Source organism: Agromyces sp. CCNWLW213 (genome assembly GCF_037199545.1).
Classification (GTDB): domain Bacteria; phylum Actinomycetota; class Actinomycetes; order Actinomycetales; family Microbacteriaceae; genus Agromyces.
The window spans coordinates 46,431-61,951 of sequence record NZ_JBBBDX010000012.1 but is presented as its reverse complement, the minus strand read 5'-3'; the positions used below and the strand labels follow the sequence as shown (position 1 = coordinate 61,951).

At 72.8% G+C, this 15,521-nt stretch carries 13 protein-coding genes; 4 read left to right on the top strand and 9 right to left on the bottom strand.

Going from position 1 to position 15,521, the window contains the following annotated elements:
* Positions 1-122: 122 nt before the first annotated feature.
* From WBQ80_RS16680 to WBQ80_RS16665, 4 genes are read right to left on the bottom strand one after another with little or no spacing between them, the layout of a single operon-like run.
* Complete coding sequence (locus WBQ80_RS16680) at positions 123-1,544, bottom strand: NAD(P)/FAD-dependent oxidoreductase (RefSeq protein ID WP_336571095.1); 1,422 nt, start codon at positions 1,542-1,544, stop codon at positions 123-125.
* 35 nt (positions 1,545-1,579) lie between these two features.
* On the bottom strand, positions 1,580-2,887 hold the full coding sequence (locus WBQ80_RS16675) for a S8 family serine peptidase (protein ID WP_336571093.1): 1,308 nt from the start codon (positions 2,885-2,887) through the stop codon (positions 1,580-1,582).
* On the bottom strand, positions 2,884-3,423 hold the full coding sequence (locus WBQ80_RS16670) for a DUF501 domain-containing protein (protein WP_336571092.1): 540 nt from the start codon (positions 3,421-3,423) through the stop codon (positions 2,884-2,886). Before WBQ80_RS16670 ends, WBQ80_RS16675 begins: the two co-directional genes overlap by 4 nt.
* The gene (locus tag WBQ80_RS16665) at positions 3,420-3,878 is read right to left on the bottom strand and encodes an FtsB family cell division protein (RefSeq protein WP_442892674.1); all 459 of its coding nucleotides are present in this window, start codon (positions 3,876-3,878) and stop codon (positions 3,420-3,422) included. Before WBQ80_RS16665 ends, WBQ80_RS16670 begins: the two co-directional genes overlap by 4 nt.
* A 1-nt stretch (position 3,879) precedes the next feature.
* On the opposite strand from WBQ80_RS16665, the gene WBQ80_RS16660 reads away from it, so the two are divergent.
* Complete coding sequence (locus WBQ80_RS16660) at positions 3,880-4,278, top strand: hypothetical protein (protein WP_336571089.1); 399 nt, start codon at positions 3,880-3,882, stop codon at positions 4,276-4,278.
* A 4-nt stretch (positions 4,279-4,282) separates the two neighbouring features.
* Here the strand turns inward: WBQ80_RS16660 and eno are convergent, their stop codons facing one another.
* The 3 genes from eno to WBQ80_RS16645 form a co-directional block, all read right to left on the bottom strand.
* Positions 4,283-5,563, bottom strand: coding sequence for a phosphopyruvate hydratase (eno, locus tag WBQ80_RS16655; protein ID WP_336571087.1), 1,281 nt, complete (start codon positions 5,561-5,563; stop codon positions 4,283-4,285).
* Positions 5,564-5,766: 203 nt separating this feature from the next.
* Positions 5,767-7,029 carry a histidine--tRNA ligase gene (gene hisS / locus WBQ80_RS16650; protein ID WP_336571086.1) on the bottom strand — a complete coding sequence of 421 codons (1,263 nt, stop codon included), beginning with the start codon at positions 7,027-7,029 and terminating at the stop codon, positions 5,767-5,769.
* A 71-nt stretch (positions 7,030-7,100) separates the two neighbouring features.
* Complete coding sequence (locus WBQ80_RS16645; RefSeq protein WP_336571085.1) at positions 7,101-7,538, bottom strand: hypothetical protein; 438 nt, start codon at positions 7,536-7,538, stop codon at positions 7,101-7,103.
* A gap of 181 nt (positions 7,539-7,719) precedes the next feature.
* On the opposite strand from WBQ80_RS16645, the gene WBQ80_RS16640 reads away from it, so the two are divergent.
* On the top strand, positions 7,720-8,643 hold the full coding sequence (locus WBQ80_RS16640) for an ABC transporter ATP-binding protein (protein ID WP_336571084.1): 924 nt from the start codon (positions 7,720-7,722) through the stop codon (positions 8,641-8,643).
* Entirely contained in the window at positions 8,640-9,722 is a 1,083-nt protein-coding gene (locus WBQ80_RS16635; RefSeq protein ID WP_336571083.1) for an ABC transporter permease, read from the top strand. Before WBQ80_RS16640 ends, WBQ80_RS16635 begins: the two co-directional genes overlap by 4 nt.
* 17 nt (positions 9,723-9,739) lie before the next feature.
* Here the strand turns inward: WBQ80_RS16635 and WBQ80_RS16630 are convergent, their stop codons facing one another.
* Positions 9,740-10,402 carry a MazG family protein gene (locus WBQ80_RS16630; protein WP_336571082.1) on the bottom strand — a complete coding sequence of 221 codons (663 nt, stop codon included), beginning with the start codon at positions 10,400-10,402 and terminating at the stop codon, positions 9,740-9,742.
* Positions 10,403-10,563: 161 nt separating this feature from the next.
* Here WBQ80_RS16630 and nhaA point away from each other — a divergent pair, with 161 nt between their 5' ends.
* On the top strand, positions 10,564-11,766 hold the full coding sequence (nhaA, locus tag WBQ80_RS16625; RefSeq protein ID WP_336571081.1) for a Na+/H+ antiporter NhaA: 1,203 nt from the start codon (positions 10,564-10,566) through the stop codon (positions 11,764-11,766).
* A gap of 13 nt (positions 11,767-11,779) precedes the next feature.
* Here nhaA and mfd read toward each other — a convergent pair whose 3' ends face one another.
* The gene (gene mfd, locus WBQ80_RS16620; RefSeq protein ID WP_336571080.1) at positions 11,780-15,451 is read right to left on the bottom strand and encodes a transcription-repair coupling factor; all 3,672 of its coding nucleotides are present in this window, start codon (positions 15,449-15,451) and stop codon (positions 11,780-11,782) included.
* Positions 15,452-15,521 lie beyond the last annotated feature (70 nt).

The following is a 15,521-nucleotide window of genomic DNA, read 5'->3' as shown; positions in this document are numbered from 1 at the left end:
TGTGGGCGATCCGTCCTGGGTGGGGGGTGTTTTCCTCTTCTTTTTTTGGTGGGGTGGGGGGGGGGGGTGTCTCCCCCCCCCCCCCCCCCCCCCCCCCCGTCACAGCATAGGGCGAGGGGCGACTACTTCGCCGCGATCGCCTTGGCGGGCGCCGTCCGGGCGCCCTTCGCGCCGGCACCCGACTCGACGGCCTTCGCGGGGGCGGCCGGGGCGACCTCCGCCGCCGGCTTCGGCCGGGCGGCGAACTGCTCGAACGCGGCACGGGGCTGCTGGGCCGCGGCGAGCGACACGATGTCGCGGCCGAGCCAGAAGTTGTTCCACCAGCCCCAGAACACACGGAACTTGCGCTCCCACGTCGGCATCGCGAGCCCGTGGTAGCCGCGGTGCGCGAACCAGGCCGGCAGGCCCTTGATCGCGATCTTGCCCGACTGGAAGGCGCCCGAGCCGATGCCGAGACCGGCCACCGCGCCCAGGTTCTTGTGGATGTACTGCTCGGGCTCCTCGCCGCGGAGCACCGCGACGATGTTCTTCGCGAGCAGCTTGCCTTGGCGGACGGCGTGCTGGGCGTTGGGCACGCAGTATCCGCCGACGCCGCCGCCCGTGAGATCCGGCACGGCCGCGATGTCGCCGGCGGCCCACGCGTCGGGGACGAAGTCGTCCTCGTCGCCCACGCGGAGGTCGGCCCGCGTCAGGATGCGGCCGCGCTCCTCGACCGGGAGGTCGCTCGTGCGCACGATGGCGGGGTTCGCCATGACGCCGGCGGTCCAGACGATGAGGTCGGACTCGAAGGTCTCGCCCGTCGACAGTTCGATGCGGCCGTCGACGGCGCTCGTGAGCTGCGTGTCGAGGTGGATCTCGGCGCCGCGCTGGGCGAGGTGCTTGATGACCCAGTGGCTGGTCGGCAGCGACACCTCGGGCATGATGCGGCCCATCGCCTCGATGAGGTGGAAGTGCGTGTCGTCGAACTTGAGCTGCGGGTAGTACTGCAGCAGCGAGCTGGCGAACGAGCGCAGCTCGGCGAACACCTCGATGCCGGCGAAGCCGCCGCCCACCACGACGAACGACAGCAGCCGGTCGCGCTCGGGGCCGGCCGGGAGGTTCGCCGCCTTGTCGAAGTTGGTGAGGACGCGGTCGCGGATCGCGACGGCCTCCTCGATGGTCTTCAGCCCGATCGCCTGGTCGGCGACGCCCGGGATCGGGAACGTGCGGGAGACCGCACCGCCCGTGACGACGACGACGTCGTAGTCGAACTGCCAGGGCTCGCCCACCTCGGGCGTGATCGTCGCGGACTTGGAGGCGTGGTCGATGCCCGTGACCTTCGCCGTCACGACCGTCGTCTTCTTGAGGTGGCGGCGCAGCGCGACCACCGAATGGCGCGGCTCGATCGAGCCGGCGGCCACCTCGGGCAGGAAGGGCTGGTACGTCATGTACGGGAGCGGGTCGACGACCGTCACCTCGGCCTCGCCGGGTCGCAGCCACTTCTCGAGCTTCCACGCCGTGTAGAAGCCTGCGTAGCCGCCACCGACGATCAGAATCTTGGGCACGGTGAATGGACTCCTTGGTTATCTGGTGAGTGCGATCACTGGGCGCGGATGCGCTCAGTCCGCCTGATGTGCCGAGTGGCGCCGATGCCCAACAGCGCTGCTAGCGTACCAAATCCGGCGACCAGCGAGAGCGGCACCGTGATATACGCGAGGGTCCACGGCGTCGGCAGGAGCGTCTTCGCGCTCTCCGACCGGGGCGGGGGCGGGTCGGCGATCGGCACGACCTCGAGCGCGTCGGTGCCGTCGGCGGTGTCCTCCTCGGGCAGGTCGGCGCGACGGTGCACGCGGATCCACTCCGCGAGGCTGCCGAGCGGGTTCGCCTCGACGGCCTCGACCTCGGCGGTGAGCGCCGCGACGGGGTCGATGATCCCGTAGCCGTAGAGCGGGCTCGGCGCCGCCTCGCCCTTGGGGTCGGCGGTTCGGATGACGCGGTTGATGACGTTCGCGGCATCCATGTCGGGGTACTCGGCTCGCACGAGCGCCACGAGGCCCGACACGAGCGGCGCCGCTGCGGACGTGCCCGACCACTGCACGTAGCCCCCGTCGGGCAGCACGCCGACGAGGTCCTCGCTCGGCGCCGAGACGGCGATCGTGATGCCCTGCGAGCTCGCGTCGAAGCTCGCGTTCTGCTCGCGGTCGACGCCCGCGACGGTGAGGACGCCGGGGATGGTCGCCGGGGCGCCGACCTGCGTCGTGCCGGACCCGCGGTTGCCCGCGGCCGCCACCACGACGACGTCGTTCTCGAAGGCGTACATGAAGGCGTCGTCCCAGCTCTCGGGCCAGTCGCTCGTGTTGCGGGTGAGCGACATGTTGATCACGTCGGCGCCGTTGTCGACGGCCCAGCGCACGGCCTCGGCGATCTGCTCGTCGTTCGACTTCGACGACCCCGAGTCCTGGCCGAAGGCGACGGATGCCGTGAGCAGCTCGGCGTCGGGCGCGACCCCGATCACGCCGTTCCCCTCGCCGGTGCCACGGCCCGAGAGCAGCGACGCCACCATCGTGCCGTGCTCGCTCTCCTCGCCGACGGGCGTCTGCCCGTCGGGCGAGCCGATCCCCGAGGCATCCGTACCGCCCGCGACGACGCCGCGGAGTTCGGCCACCTCGCCGTTCACGCCGGTGTCGATGATCGCCACCGTGACCCCCTCGCCGCGGGACGTGGTCCACGCCTGGGTGAAGCCGTACTCGGCGAGCCAGTACTGCAGGTCGCGGACCGTGTCGGCGTTGGCGGGCGTCGCCCCCGTCACGGCGAGCGCAGCGGCGAGCGCGACCGTCAGCCCGGCGCGCCACGCGGGCCGTCGCCGGCGCACCGGCGCGGCCGTCGAGGATCGCGTGGCCGTCGTCATGCGGGCCCCGCGTCATCCGAGTCGTCGACGCCGTAGTCGGGGCATCGGCACACGTCGGGCGACCAGCTCGAACGCTCGAGGGCGAGGTCGCCGATCGGGTTGACGCCGGGCCCCGCGGCCAGGGCGTGGCCCGCCAGGGCGTGCAGGCACTTCACGCGAGTGGGCATGCCCCCCGCGGAGACCCCCGCGATCTCCTCGACGGTGCCGAACTGCTCGCGGTCGGCGAGGTACTGCTCGTGGGCCGCGCGGTACGCCGCCGCGACACCGGGATCGCCGTCGAGCAGCTCGGTGAACTCGACCATGAGCTGCGCGGCCTCGAGGAACGACATCGACGCCGTCGCGACCGGGTGGGTGAGGTAGTAGAAGGTGGGGAAGGGGGTGCCGTCTGCGAGCCTCGGGGCCGTCGACACCACCGTCGGGGCGCCGCACGCGCACCGGGCCGCGATGCCCACCACGTCTCGGGCGGGGCGGCCGAGCTGGGCGGCGACGATGCGGAGGTCGCGCTCGGAGACCGGGGGGAACGGCGGGCGGGTCATCGGGTCCCCTCGTCGGCGGGCTGGTCGGTCCCGGTGGGCGCCGGGTCGGTCGGGGCCGGGTCGGTGGGCGCCGGCTCGGCGGGGGCGGGGGCGTCGGAGGCCGCGGGCGCGAGCCCGGCGGTCATGACCGACCGCAGCATGGTCTGCATCCAGTCGCCGCGCTGCTCGGTGACCTCGCGCGAGACCTCCCGGTCGGCGTTCGCGAGCGCCTCGGGCGAACGGTCGTCGATGACGAGGTAGCTGACCTCGCCGGGAAGGACGTAGTAGAGGCGCTCGCGCGCCTGCGTCACGATGTACGTCTCGTCGTTCCAGCGCTCGCGCTGCTCGGTGAGCCGGGCGACCTCCGCCTCCTGCTGGGCGACCTCGGCCTTGAGCTCGGCGATCTGCTGGCGCTGCTCGGCGTACGCCGCGATGCTCGGGGCGAGCACGACGACCGCCAGCACGAGCACGCCCATCATGATGATCGAGAACCCCGAGAAGCGGATGCCGGCGAGCCAGTCCGAACTGACCTGCCGGATGGACTGGCGGCCGCCTCGTGCGCTGGTCCGCGCCGCCTTCGCTCCGCCCTTCGACGCCGACGGCGTCGGGCGCTTCGGCACGGCCGTCTCGGAGGCGGGAGCCGACCTGGGCGCGGCGGGCTTCGCGGCGGAGGGCTTCGCGGCTCCGGCCGATGCGCCCTTCGGCGTCGCGGCGGAGCGCCCCGAACCGGTGCCCGGCCCGGTGCTCGCCGAACCGGCCGCGCCCCTGGCCCGCGGAGGGGTCGGGCGCCGTGCGTTCATCGTCGCCCTCCTCTCGCGCCCGGAGGACGACCGACGGGAGCGGCCGCCCGGCCGCTCCCGTCTGGACGTCTCGTGACGTGCTACGCCGTGAAGCGCGGGAATGCCGTGCGGCCCGCGTACACCGCGGCCTCGCCGAGCTCTTCTTCGATCCTCAGGAGCTGATTGTACTTGGCGACCCGCTCGGACCGGGCGGGCGCGCCCGTCTTGATCTGGCCGCAGTCCGTCGCGACCGCGAGGTCGGCGATGGTCGTGTCCTCGGTCTCGCCCGAGCGGTGCGAGAGCACGGCGGTGTAGCCGGCGCGCTGCGCGAGCTTCACGGCGTCGAGGGTCTCGGTCAGCGTGCCGATCTGGTTGACCTTCACGAGGATCGAGTTGCCCACGCGGCGGCCGATGCCGTCGGCGAGGCGCTTGGGGTTGGTCACGAACAGGTCGTCGCCGACGAGCTGCAGCTTCGCACCGAGCGAGCCGGTGAGCTCGGCCCAGCCGTCCCAGTCGTCCTCGGCCAGCGGGTCCTCGATGGAGATGAGCGGGTACGCGTCGGCGAGCTCGGCGTAGTAGGCGTTCATCTCGGCAGCCGTGCGGTCCTTGCCCTCGAAGCGGTAGACGCCGTTCTCGAAGAACTCGGTCGCCGCGACATCCAGGCCGAGGGCGATGTCGCTGCCGAGCGTGAAGCCGGCCGTGCCGATCGCCTCGGCGATGAAGTCGAGGGCGGCGCGGTTGTGCTCGAAGTCGGGGGCGAAGCCGCCCTCGTCGCCGAGACCGGTCGAGAGTCCCTTCGACTTCAGCAGGCTCTTGAGCGCGTGGTAGGTCTCGACGCCCCAGCGGAGGCCCTCGGAGTAGGTCTCGGCCCCGACGGGCAGGACCATGAACTCCTGGATGTCGACGCCCGTGTCGGCGTGCGCGCCGCCGTTGATGATGTTCATCATCGGCACGGGCAGCACGTGGGCGTTCGGCCCGCCGAGGTAGCGGAACAGCGGCAGGTCGGCCGAATCGGCCGCGGCCTTGGCGACCGCGAGGCTCACGCCGAGGATGGCGTTCGCGCCGAGGCGGCCCTTGTTCTCGGTGCCGTCGGCCTCGATGAGGGCGGCGTCGATGACGCGCTGGTCGCTGACGTCGAGGTCCTCGATGGCCGGGCCCAGCTCGTCGAGCACGGCGTCGACGGCCTTCTGCACGCCCTTGCCGAGGTAGCGGTCCCCGTCGCCGTCGCGCAGCTCGTACGCCTCGAACGCGCCGGTCGACGCGCCGGAGGGCACCGCGGCCCGCGAGACCGTGCCGTCGTCGAGCAGGACCTCGACCTCCACGGTGGGGTTGCCGCGCGAATCAAGGATCTCGCGCGCGCCGACAGCTTCGATGAATGCCACAGTGAACTCCTCTGTGATGGGGGTGTGCTGGACGACTCCGTCGTGGCCCGCAGGACAGTCTAGGACCCTCGTTCCGAGGTCGCCTCGCGGATGTCGTCGCGCGCGGGCGCCCCTGCCGCCCCTCGCCCCTCACCCTCCGTTCCCCGGGTGGGGGTTCCGGATGCCGCCCGCGCCGGTTCGCGGAGCGGCGGACCGGGGCGCGGTCAGGCGCCGAGGTCGCGGAACTCCAGCGACGCGGCATCCGTCGTCCCGGCGGTCACGGGCGCCCACGCGTCGAAGCCGTCGGCTGCGACGCGCTCGAGCAGCCCGCGCAGGTTCTTGGCTCGCTTCTCGAAGCGCACGCGCGCGCCGGATGCCACGAGCTCGTGCTTGAGCGCGAGCAGCTCGGCCGGCGCCACGTCGCGGTCGTGCACGAGCACGATCGAGCGCGGTCGGCCCTCGTCGCGCACCGCCAGCAGGTCGACGATGCGCTCGAAGCCGATCGAGAACCCGCACGCGGGCACCTCGTGGCCGAGGAAGCGCCCGATCATGTGGTCGTAGCGGCCCCCGCCGCCGAGCGAGTAGCCGAGGTCGGGGTGCGCGATCTCGAAGATCGTCCCGGTGTAGTAGCCCATGCCGCGCACGAGGGTGGGATCGAAGTCGACCGGCGTCCCGGCGACGGCATCGCGGAGCGCGACGAGGTCGCCGAACGCCTCGAGGTCGAGCCACGCGGGCGGGGGCACGACGCCGTCGGCGAGGTGCCAGTCGGCCGCCGCGAGCTGGCGCAGCTCGTCGGCCACGCCGGGCCGGTCGATGCCGAGGGTCGTGAGCTCGGCCGCCACGCCGTCGGGGCCGATCTTGTCGAGCTTGTCGATCGTGATGAGCGCGCGCTCGCGCAGCTCGTCGGGCACGCCCCACGAGCCGAGGATGCCGGCGAGGATGCGCCGGTCGTTCAGCCGGATGCGGCATCCGTCGAGGCCCAGCGCGTCGAGCGCGGCGACGGTCGCGGTGAGCAGTTCGAGCTCGGCGAGCGGGCCGGCCTCGCCGATGATGTCGATGTCGCACTGCACGAACTGGCGATAGCGGCCCTTCTGGGGGCGCTCGGCGCGCCACACCGGCGCGATCTGGATGGCGCGGAAGACGGGCGGAAGCGCGGCGCGGTGGGTCGCGTAGAACCGCGCGAGCGGGACCGTGAGGTCGTAGCGCAGGCCGAGGTCGGCGAGCGAGAGCGCGTCGCCGCTCTCCGCCGCGGCACGAAGGTCGTCGGGGGTCAGGCCGCGCTTCATCACGGCGAACGCGAGCTTCTCGTTGTCGCCGCCGAGGCCCGCGTGCAGGCGCGACGAGTCCTCCATGACGGGCGTCTCGATCTCGTCGAACCCGTGCGTCGCGTACACCCCGCGGATCACCGAGAGCGCGTGTTCGCGGCGGGCCTTCTCGGCGGGCAGGAAGTCCCGCATGCCGCGCGGGGGCGTCAGGGTCTGGGCCATGCGACCCATTCTTCCAGCAGCGGATGCCGCGTCCCGAACCGGGCGCGGTCGACCGGCGACGCGCCGGCCGGTCAGCCGAGGTCGATCCCCTTGCGCCGCGCGAGGTCGGCGAGCTGCTCGGCGTCGTCGATGCCCACGGCGAACCGCACGCGCAGCGCGCCGTCGTCGCCCTCGACGACGTAGTACTCGTAGTCGCTCCGCGACATCCGCTCGCCCGTCTCGTCGAGGAAGTGCCAGCGCACCCGCACGCGCGTGATGCGGTCGGTGATCGGCGCCTCCTCCAGCAGCTCGTGCTCGACGCCCGCGAGGCCGAGCGCGCGGTAGAGCGGGTACGACTGCTCGAGCGCGGCCACGAGCTCGTCGTCGCTGCCGAGCGCACCGGCGAAGCCGTCCGACAGGATGGCGCGCGGCTCCCCCCACAGCGATGCGCTCGCCGAGGCGTCGAACGCGGCGAGCGACGCGCCGTAGCGCTCGAGGAACTGCCCCAGTCTCGTCCGATCGATGGTCATGGCCGAAGGCTACGCCGACGTGGGCCGGGCGTCACGGGGGTGCGATCCCCGGCCGCCGATCACAGTCGCGGCGTCGTACCGGACGGGGTTCTCCACATCCGTGCCGTCCCCGGTCCACGGGCGGTCTGCCGCCGATAGGCTGCCGTCTCGTCGGCGCATCCGCCGACCCGAGGGAGGTCGGATGGCCGGCATCGAGGTGTCCGGGGTCGCACGCGCGTTCGGCGACGTGCACGCCGTGAGGAACGCGACGTTCACCGTGGAGCCGGGGCATGTCGCCGGGCTGATCGGCCCGAACGGCGCAGGGAAGACCACGCTGCTGCTCATGCTCGCGACACTGCTGCGGCCCGATGCCGGCACGGTGCGGGTCGCGGGATTCGACGCGGTGACCGAGCCGCGCGAGGTTCGCGCCCGCATGGGATGGATGCCCGACCTGCTCGGCTCGTGGGCGACGCTCACCGTGCGCGAGGCGCTGGTGGCGAGCGCGCGCCTGTACGGTCGCCCGGCGGATGCCGCCGCGGCACGCGCCGCCGAGCTCATCCAACTCGTCGACCTCGGCGAGCTCGCCGACCGCCCCACGCGCGTCCTCTCGCGCGGGCAGAAGCAGCGACTGAGCCTCGCCCGGGCGCTCGTGCACGATCCCGAGGTGCTGCTGCTCGACGAGCCGGCCTCCGGCCTCGACCCCATGGCGCGCGCCTCCCTGCGCCTGCTCGTGCGCCGGCTCGCCGCCGAGGGTCGCACGGTGCTCGTGTCGAGCCACGTGCTCGCCGAGCTCGAGGAGATGGCCGACCAGGCCGTGTACCTCTCCGGGGGCGTCACGGCCGCCGCCGACGACGTCGCGCGCGCCGCGGGCGCGGCGCGCGACTGGCGCGTGCGGTCGCTCGATCCCCAGCGGCTCCGTGTCGCGCTCGACGCCGCCGGGTGGGGGTCGGCGAGCCGCATCGACAACCTGGGCGCGATCGTCCCGCTCGCCTCCGAGGAGGACGCCGCGCAGCTGCTCGCGCACCTCGTCGGCGCGGGCGTCCCGATCTCGTCCTTCGCGCCCGCGGTCGGCGACCTCGAGCACGTCTTCCTCGACCTGAGCCGCAACGGAGGCAGCCCCGCATGACCGGATTCCTGCAGGGCCTCTGGCTGGTGGTCACCCTCGACCTGCGGCAGCGCACGCGCACTCTCGCCTGGTACGTGCTGCTCGCCGTGTTCGTGGTGCTCGTGCTCGCCGTCACGGTGCTGCTCGTCTTCGCGACCGACGCGTTCTTCGACGGCGGGGGCGGGGTGTTCTCGACGATCGTCTTCTTCGTGCTCCTGCTCGGCACGCTCGTCTCCCCCGCGCTGAGCGCCAGCGCGATCAACGGCGAGCGCGATGCCGGCACGCTCGCGACGACGCAGGTCACGCTCGTGGGCACGGCGCAGATCGTGCTCGGCAAATGGCTGGCCGCGTGGATCACCGGGCTCGCCTTCCTCGTCGCAGCCCTCCCGTTCCTCGTCTTCGCGGTCGCCCTCGGCGAGGTGCCCGCGTCGACGATCGTCGTCTCAACGCTCGTGACGGCGCTCGAGCTCGGCGTGGTCGCCGCGATCGGCGTCGGCCTCTCCGGCGTGCTGACCCGGCCGCTGTTCTCGGTCGCGGTCACGTACCTCGTCGTCGCCGCGCTCTCGATCGGCACGCTCATCGCCTTCGGGCTCGGCGGCGCGTCCGTCCGGTCCGAGGCCCGGACGACGAACACCTACGTCGACTGGGCGGCGGTCGAGCGCGACGGCGTCCCTCCGGGCGAGGAGCCGCCGTGCCTGCCGTCCGAGACCTACAGCTACCAGGTGCCCCGGTTCGACTTCGTCTGGGGCTTCCTCGCGGCGAACCCGTACGTCGTCGTGGCGGATGCCGCGCCCGGGAGCTTCGACGAGCACGGCAACCCGAACGACCTGTTCGGCTGGATCGCGACCGGCGTGCGGCAGGCCCAGCACGCACCCGAGCTCGAGGTGGAGTACGACGAGTGCGCGAACTGGACGCCGTCCGGCTCGATCGCGCCCGACGACGACTGGGAGCGGCCCGCCGAGGTGTACGACCGCTCGGTGCCGTCCTGGTTCGTCGGACTCGCCGTCCACGTGCTGCTCGCGGCGGGCGCCCTCGCCTGGGCCATCCGCCGCACACGGACGCCCGCGCAGCGACTCGCGCGCGGCAGCCGCATCGCCTGAGCCGCCGCACCGGCGTCTCACGCCTCGGCGGCCCGCACGTCCTCCTGCAGCGAGCGGATGGCGCCGCGCAGCGCGCGTTCGGCGTCGAATCCCTGGTCGCGAGCCGAGGACACGAGCGCGAGCAGCGTCGCGCCGAGCTCCGCCTCCGTGGCCGGCGCGAGGGCGGCATCCGTCGGCTCGCGCGTCACGCCGACCTTCTCGGCCTTGCCGAGCAGCTTCTGCGCGAGGGCCAGCGCGGGCATGCCCTGCGGCACGCCGTCCAGCACGCTCGTGCGGTGCGGCTTCTCGCCGGCCTTGAGTTCGTCCCAGAACGCGACGACGTCGGCGGCGGTCTCCGCCTCGCGGTCGCCGAACACGTGCGGATGGCGCGCCACCATCTTGGCCGTCATGTGACGCGCGACCTCGTCGATGTCGTAATCCTCGCCGGGGGTGTGCGCGGCGAGGTCGGCGTGGAACAGCACCTGGTAGAGCACGTCGCCGAGCTCCTCGATCATCTCCTCGCGCGAGCCGGACTCGATCGCGTCGATCAGCTCCCAGCACTCCTCCACGAGGTACTGCACGAGCGACTCGTGGGTCTGGTCGGCGTCCCAGGGGCAGCCGTCCGGTCCGCGGAGCCGGCCGACCATCGCCACGAGCCCGAGGAGCCCGTCGCCGGGTGCGGGTGCGGGTGCCTGCGTCATCCGTGGTCGCCTTTCCGTCCGCGCCCTGCGGCTCCTCGTAGCGAGCGTAACCGGCCGGGTAGAGTGGTGGTCGGGAGTGCCGGGAAGTCTGGTCGGCCGACGCGCGAGCGTCGTCGTCGTCCCGCGCGGCCCGGTCCGCCGCCCCGATCCGCAGAGGTGCCATGAACCTCCTCCGCTCCGAGCGCGTCTCCGCCTCGCTCCTGCTGTCCGCCGCCGTGCTCGGCCTGCTGCTGGCCAACCTCTCGCTCGGCCCGGCGCTCATCGACCTGCAGCACGCGTACCTCCAGGTTCCGTTCACGCCGTTGAAGCTGTCGGTCGGGCACTGGATCAGCGACGGCCTGCTCGCGATCTTCTTCTTCATCGTCGCGGTCGAGCTGCGGCGCGAACTGGTCATCGGCGAGTTGAACAGCCTCTCGAAGGCGGCGCTGCCGGCGATCGCGGCCGTCGGCGGCGTGGTCGTCCCCGCGCTGGTGTTCCTCGCCTTCGCGGCCGGCGCCCCGACGGCCGACGGCTGGCCGATCCCCACGGCGACCGACATCGCGTTCGCGCTCGGCGTGCTCGCGATGTTCGGCCGGTTCATCCCGACCCGCGTGCGCGTGTTCCTGCTGGCGCTCGCGGTGCTCGACGACCTCATCGCCATCCTGCTCATCGCCTTCTTCTTCACGGCCGACGCCGACCTCACCCGGCTCGGGTTCGCGGCGATCACCGTGACCGCGTTCGGCGTGACGAGCCGCCTGCTGCGACCGCGGTCACCGTACGTGCTGGGCCGACGACCCCAGTGGCCCGTGATCGCCGTGCTCGTGGTGCTTGCCGTCCTGACGTGGAGCTTCGTCTTCCTGTCCGGCGTGCACGCGACCATCGCGGGCGTCATGCTCGGTCTCGTGATGTCGCGGCGCCCGGCCGGCCGCGCCCTGCACGTCCTCGAGCCGTGGTCGAACGGCGTGATCCTGCCGCTGTTCGCATTCTCCGCGGCCCTCGTCGCGATCCCGCAGGTGCGCCCGAGCGAGCTCGATCCGGCGTTCTGGGGCATCCTCGTCGGGTTGCCGCTGGGGAAGATCGTGGGCATCACGCTCATCGGCGGGCTCGCCACGCTCGTCGTCCACCGACGCACGGGCGCCAAGCCGCTCACGTGGGCCGACATCCTGGTCGTGGGCGCGCTCGGCGGCATCGGCTTCACCGTGTCGCTGCTGATGAACGAGCTGGCCTTCCGGGAGTATCCCGAGGTGATCGACCAGGGGACGGTCGCGGTGCTCCTGGGGTCGGGCGTCGCGATGGTCGTCTCCGCCGTGCTCGTCGCGCTCCGGTCGCGCCACTACCGGCGCCTCGGGGAGGCGGCGGGCGTCGGCGGCGCGATGTCGCGCTGACGCGGACCGGGCGTCAGCCCGAGGCCGCCGCGGCTCCCGCCTCGGCCGGCTGCTCGACGGGGAAGATCACGCCGATCAGGTTCGACACCCACTCGATGAGATCGGCGTCGCCGGGAGCCTCGCCGCCGGGCGTCGGGAAGGGCACGAGGATCACGTCGTTCTGCGCGAACACCTTCGCGCCCGGGTACATGCGCTCGAGACGCACCCGGCGGGAATCCGGGAGCTTCGCGGGGGCGATGCGGAGCTTGGAACCCGTCGCGATGACGTCGGACAGCCCGGCGAGCTGCGCCCGGCGACGCAGGCGCGAGATCGCGACGAGGTGCTCGACCGCCTCGGGCGGTTCGCCGTACCGGTCGACCAGTTCCTCGACGACGAGGTCGATCTGACCCTCCTTCGCTGCGGGTCCGCTCGCCGCCGACAGCTTCTGGTACGCCTCGAGCCGGAGTCGTTCGCTGTCGACGTAGTCCTCGGGGATGTGCGCGTCGACGGGCAGCTCGAGCCGCAGCTCGGTCTGCCCCTCGGCGACCTCGCCGCGGAAGGCGTTCACGGCCTCGCCGATCATGCGGAGGTACAGGTCGAAGCCGACGCCGGCGATGTGGCCGGCCTGCTCGGCGCCGAGCAGGTTGCCCGCCCCGCGGATCTCGAGGTCCTTCAGGGCGACCTGCATGCCGCTGCCGAGTTCGTTGTTCGCGGCGATCGTCTCGAGCCGGTCGTGCGCCGTCTCGCTCAGCGGCTTGGCCGGGTCGTAGAGGAAGTAGGCGTACGCGCGCTCGCGGCCGCGGCCGACGCGACCGCGGAGCTGGTGCAGCTGGCTGAGCCCGTACTTGTCGGCGCGGTCGATGATGATCGTGTTCGCGTTGGCGATGTCGAGGCCGGTCTCGATGATGGTGGTCGAGACGAGCACGTCGAACCTGCGCTCCCAGAAGTCGACCACGATCTGCTCGAGCACGTGCTCGTTGAGCTGGCCGTGCGCGACGGCGATGCGCGCCTCGGGCACGAGCTCGGCGAGCCGGGCCGCGACCCGGTTGATCGACGACACCCGGTTGTGCACGAAGAAGACCTGGCCCTCGCGCAGCATCTCCCGCCGGATGGCGGCCGCCACCTGCTGGTCGGAGTAGGGGCCGACGTAGGTGAGGATCGGATGGCGGTCCTCGGGCGGCGTCGCGAGCGTCGACATCTCGCGGATGCCGGTGACCGCCATCTCGAGCGTGCGCGGGATGGGCGTCGCGCTCATCGCGAGGATGTCGACGTTGGTCTTGAGCTTCTTCAACTGGTCCTTGTGCTCGACGCCGAACCGCTGCTCCTCGTCGATCACGAGGAGTCCCAGGTCTTTGAACCTCACCTTCTCGGTGAGGATGCGGTGCGTGCCGATGACCATGTCGACGGTCCCGTCGGCGAGGCCGGCGACGGTCTCGCGCACCTCCTTGTCGGTCTGGAACCGGCTGAGCGCCCGGACGTGAACGGGGAACCCGGCGAACCGCTCGTTGAACGTCTCGAGGTGCTGCTTGACCAGCAGGGTCGTCGGCACGAGCATCGCGACCTGCTTGCCCTCCTGGATGGCCTTGAACGCGGCGCGCACGGCGACCTCGGTCTTGCCGAAGCCGACGTCGCCGGCGAGCAGGCGGTCCATGGGGATGGGTCGCTGCATGTCGGCCTTGACCTCGTCGATGGTCTGCAGCTGGTCGGGCGTCTCGGCGTAGGGGAACGCCTCCTCGAGCTCGTGCTGCCAGGGGGTGTCGGGCCCGAACGCGTGGCCCTTCGCGGCCATCCGCGCGGAGTAGAGCTTGACGAGTTCGACGGCGATGTCGCGGACCGCCTTCCGCGCGCGGCTCTTCGCCTGGGCCCAGTCGCTGCCGCCCATCCTGGAGAGCGACGGCGCCTCGCCGCCGACGTACCGAGAGAGCAGGTCGAGCTGGTCCATCGGCACGTAGAGGCGGTCGCCCGCCTGGCCGCGCTTCGACGGGGCGTACTCGAGCACGACGTACTCGCGGATCGACTTCGGCGCCTGCTGGATGCCCGCGGTGCGGCTGGGACCGGTCGGTCGGGTGCCGGTCGCGACCTCGCGCTGCACGAGCTCGACGAACCGGCCGATGCCGTGCGTGGAGTGCACGACGTAGTCGCCGGGCTTGAGCTGGAGCGGGTCGACGACGTTGCGCCGTCGGCTCGCGAGCTTCTTGACCTGCCGCGTGTCGTACCCGGCGGACCGGCCGTAGAACTCGGCCTCGGCGATGAGGCCGAGCTTCGCCTCGGGGACCTCGAACCCCGCGGACGCCGGCGCCTGCACGAGGAACGCGACACCGGGCTCGAGTTCGGCGGGGAGCTCGTCGACCAGCCGGCCCGCGAGTCCGTGCTCGGCGAGCACGTCGCGAGCGCGCTCGACGAGGCCGTGCCCGGCGGCCGCGACGACGAGGCTCCAGCCGTCGCGGAGTCGCTCGCCCACGTGCGCGACGGCGCCTTCGACGTTGCCCTGGAAGCTCGGCACGCTCGTGGCGCCGACCCGGACGTACGCGCCGTCCGGGCCGCCCGGCGTCTCGCCGATCGCCTCGGCGGCGTCGCCCTGGTCGAAGCTCGAGAAGGTCCACCACACGCGCCGCGCGTCGGCCTCGCCCGGCGCGCTGTGCAGTGCCGACTCGCGGAGCCCGCGCACGGTGAGGAAGTCGCCGGCCTCGAGGTCGATGGGTGCTGCGGCACCGGCCGTCGCGGCGTTCCAGGCTGCGGCCAGGAACTCGCGGTTGGTCTCGGCGAGGTTGACGGCGCGCGAGGCGACCCGCTCGGGCGCGACGACGGCCACCGCGGCGCCCGCCGGGAGGTAGGTGGTGACCGGGACGAGCCGGTCGACCAGCGCGGGCGCGAGCGACTCCATGCCCTCGACCGGGATGCCCTCGGCGACCTTCTCGAGGATGCCCGCGAGGTTCGGGAACTCGTGGACCATCTCGCGCGCCCGCTGGCGCACGGGCTCGGTGAGCAGCAGCTCGCGGCTCGGCGGGAGTTCGACGCGCTCGACCTGCTCGGGAAGCGAGCGCTGGTCGGCGACCGAGAACGCGCGGAGCTCCTCGACCTCGTCGCCGAAGAAGTCGACGCGGACGGGATGGTCGGCGGTCGGCGGGAAGACGTCGAGGATGCCGCCGCGCACCGCGAACTCGCCGCGGCGGGAGACCATGTCGACGCGCGAGTAGGCGAGGTCGACGAGCCGCAGCGCGATCTGCGACAGGTCGTGGCCGCGCGCTCCGGTGGCGAGCACGATCGGCTCGAGGTCGCCGAGGTTGTCGGCCACGGGCTGCAGCGCGGCGCGCACCGAGGCGACGACGACGAGCGGATGGCGCGCGCCCTCGGCCTCCCACGTGCGCAACCGGCGGAGCGCGTGCAGTCGACGGCCCACCGTCTCGGCGGAGGGGCTCAGGCGTTCGTGCGGGAGCGTCTCCCACGCCGGGAACTCGAGGACCTCGCCCGCGTCGAGGTAGGGCTCGAGGGAAGCGCGGAGCGCCTCGCCCTCGCGGCTCGTGGCGGTCACCACGAACAGCGCCGGCGCGAGCCCGGCGGCGCGGCGGCGTTCGAGGAGGGCCGCGAGCAGCGGCGCGTCGAGGCCGGCCGGTGCGGAGAAGTCGGCGTTCCGCTCGGCCTCCGCGAGGGCTCGTTCGATCGTGGAGGCGCGCGAAAGCGCCGTGTTCAAGCCCTGCAGGATCACCGGAGCAGTCTACGCGCGGCCCCTGACAGCGCTCCGAGGACGGCGGCCGCCGATAGCATGGTCGCCGCGC

What these genes read in the sequence shown, in the direction of transcription:
- WBQ80_RS16675 (WP_336571093.1), bottom strand. Translation starts at nt 2,887, where the DNA reads ATGACGACGGCCACGCGATCCTCGACGGCCGCGCCGGTGCGCCGGCGA.
- WBQ80_RS16670 (WP_336571092.1), bottom strand. Translation starts at nt 3,423, where the DNA reads ATGACCCGCCCGCCGTTCCCCCCGGTCTCCGAGCGCGACCTCCGCATC.
- WBQ80_RS16665 (WP_442892674.1), bottom strand. Translation starts at nt 3,878, where the DNA reads ATGGGCGTGCTCGTGCTGGCGGTCGTCGTGCTCGCCCCGAGCATCGCG.
- WBQ80_RS16660 (WP_336571089.1), top strand. Translation starts at nt 3,880, where the DNA reads ATGATGATCGAGAACCCCGAGAAGCGGATGCCGGCGAGCCAGTCCGAA.
- hisS (WP_336571086.1), bottom strand. Translation starts at nt 7,029, where the DNA reads ATGGCCCAGACCCTGACGCCCCCGCGCGGCATGCGGGACTTCCTGCCC.
- WBQ80_RS16645 (WP_336571085.1), bottom strand. Translation starts at nt 7,538, where the DNA reads ATGACCATCGATCGGACGAGACTGGGGCAGTTCCTCGAGCGCTACGGC.
- WBQ80_RS16640 (WP_336571084.1), top strand. Translation starts at nt 7,720, where the DNA reads ATGGCCGGCATCGAGGTGTCCGGGGTCGCACGCGCGTTCGGCGACGTG.
- WBQ80_RS16635 (WP_336571083.1), top strand. Translation starts at nt 8,640, where the DNA reads ATGACCGGATTCCTGCAGGGCCTCTGGCTGGTGGTCACCCTCGACCTG.
- WBQ80_RS16630 (WP_336571082.1), bottom strand. Translation starts at nt 10,402, where the DNA reads ATGACGCAGGCACCCGCACCCGCACCCGGCGACGGGCTCCTCGGGCTC.
- nhaA (WP_336571081.1), top strand. Translation starts at nt 10,564, where the DNA reads ATGAACCTCCTCCGCTCCGAGCGCGTCTCCGCCTCGCTCCTGCTGTCC.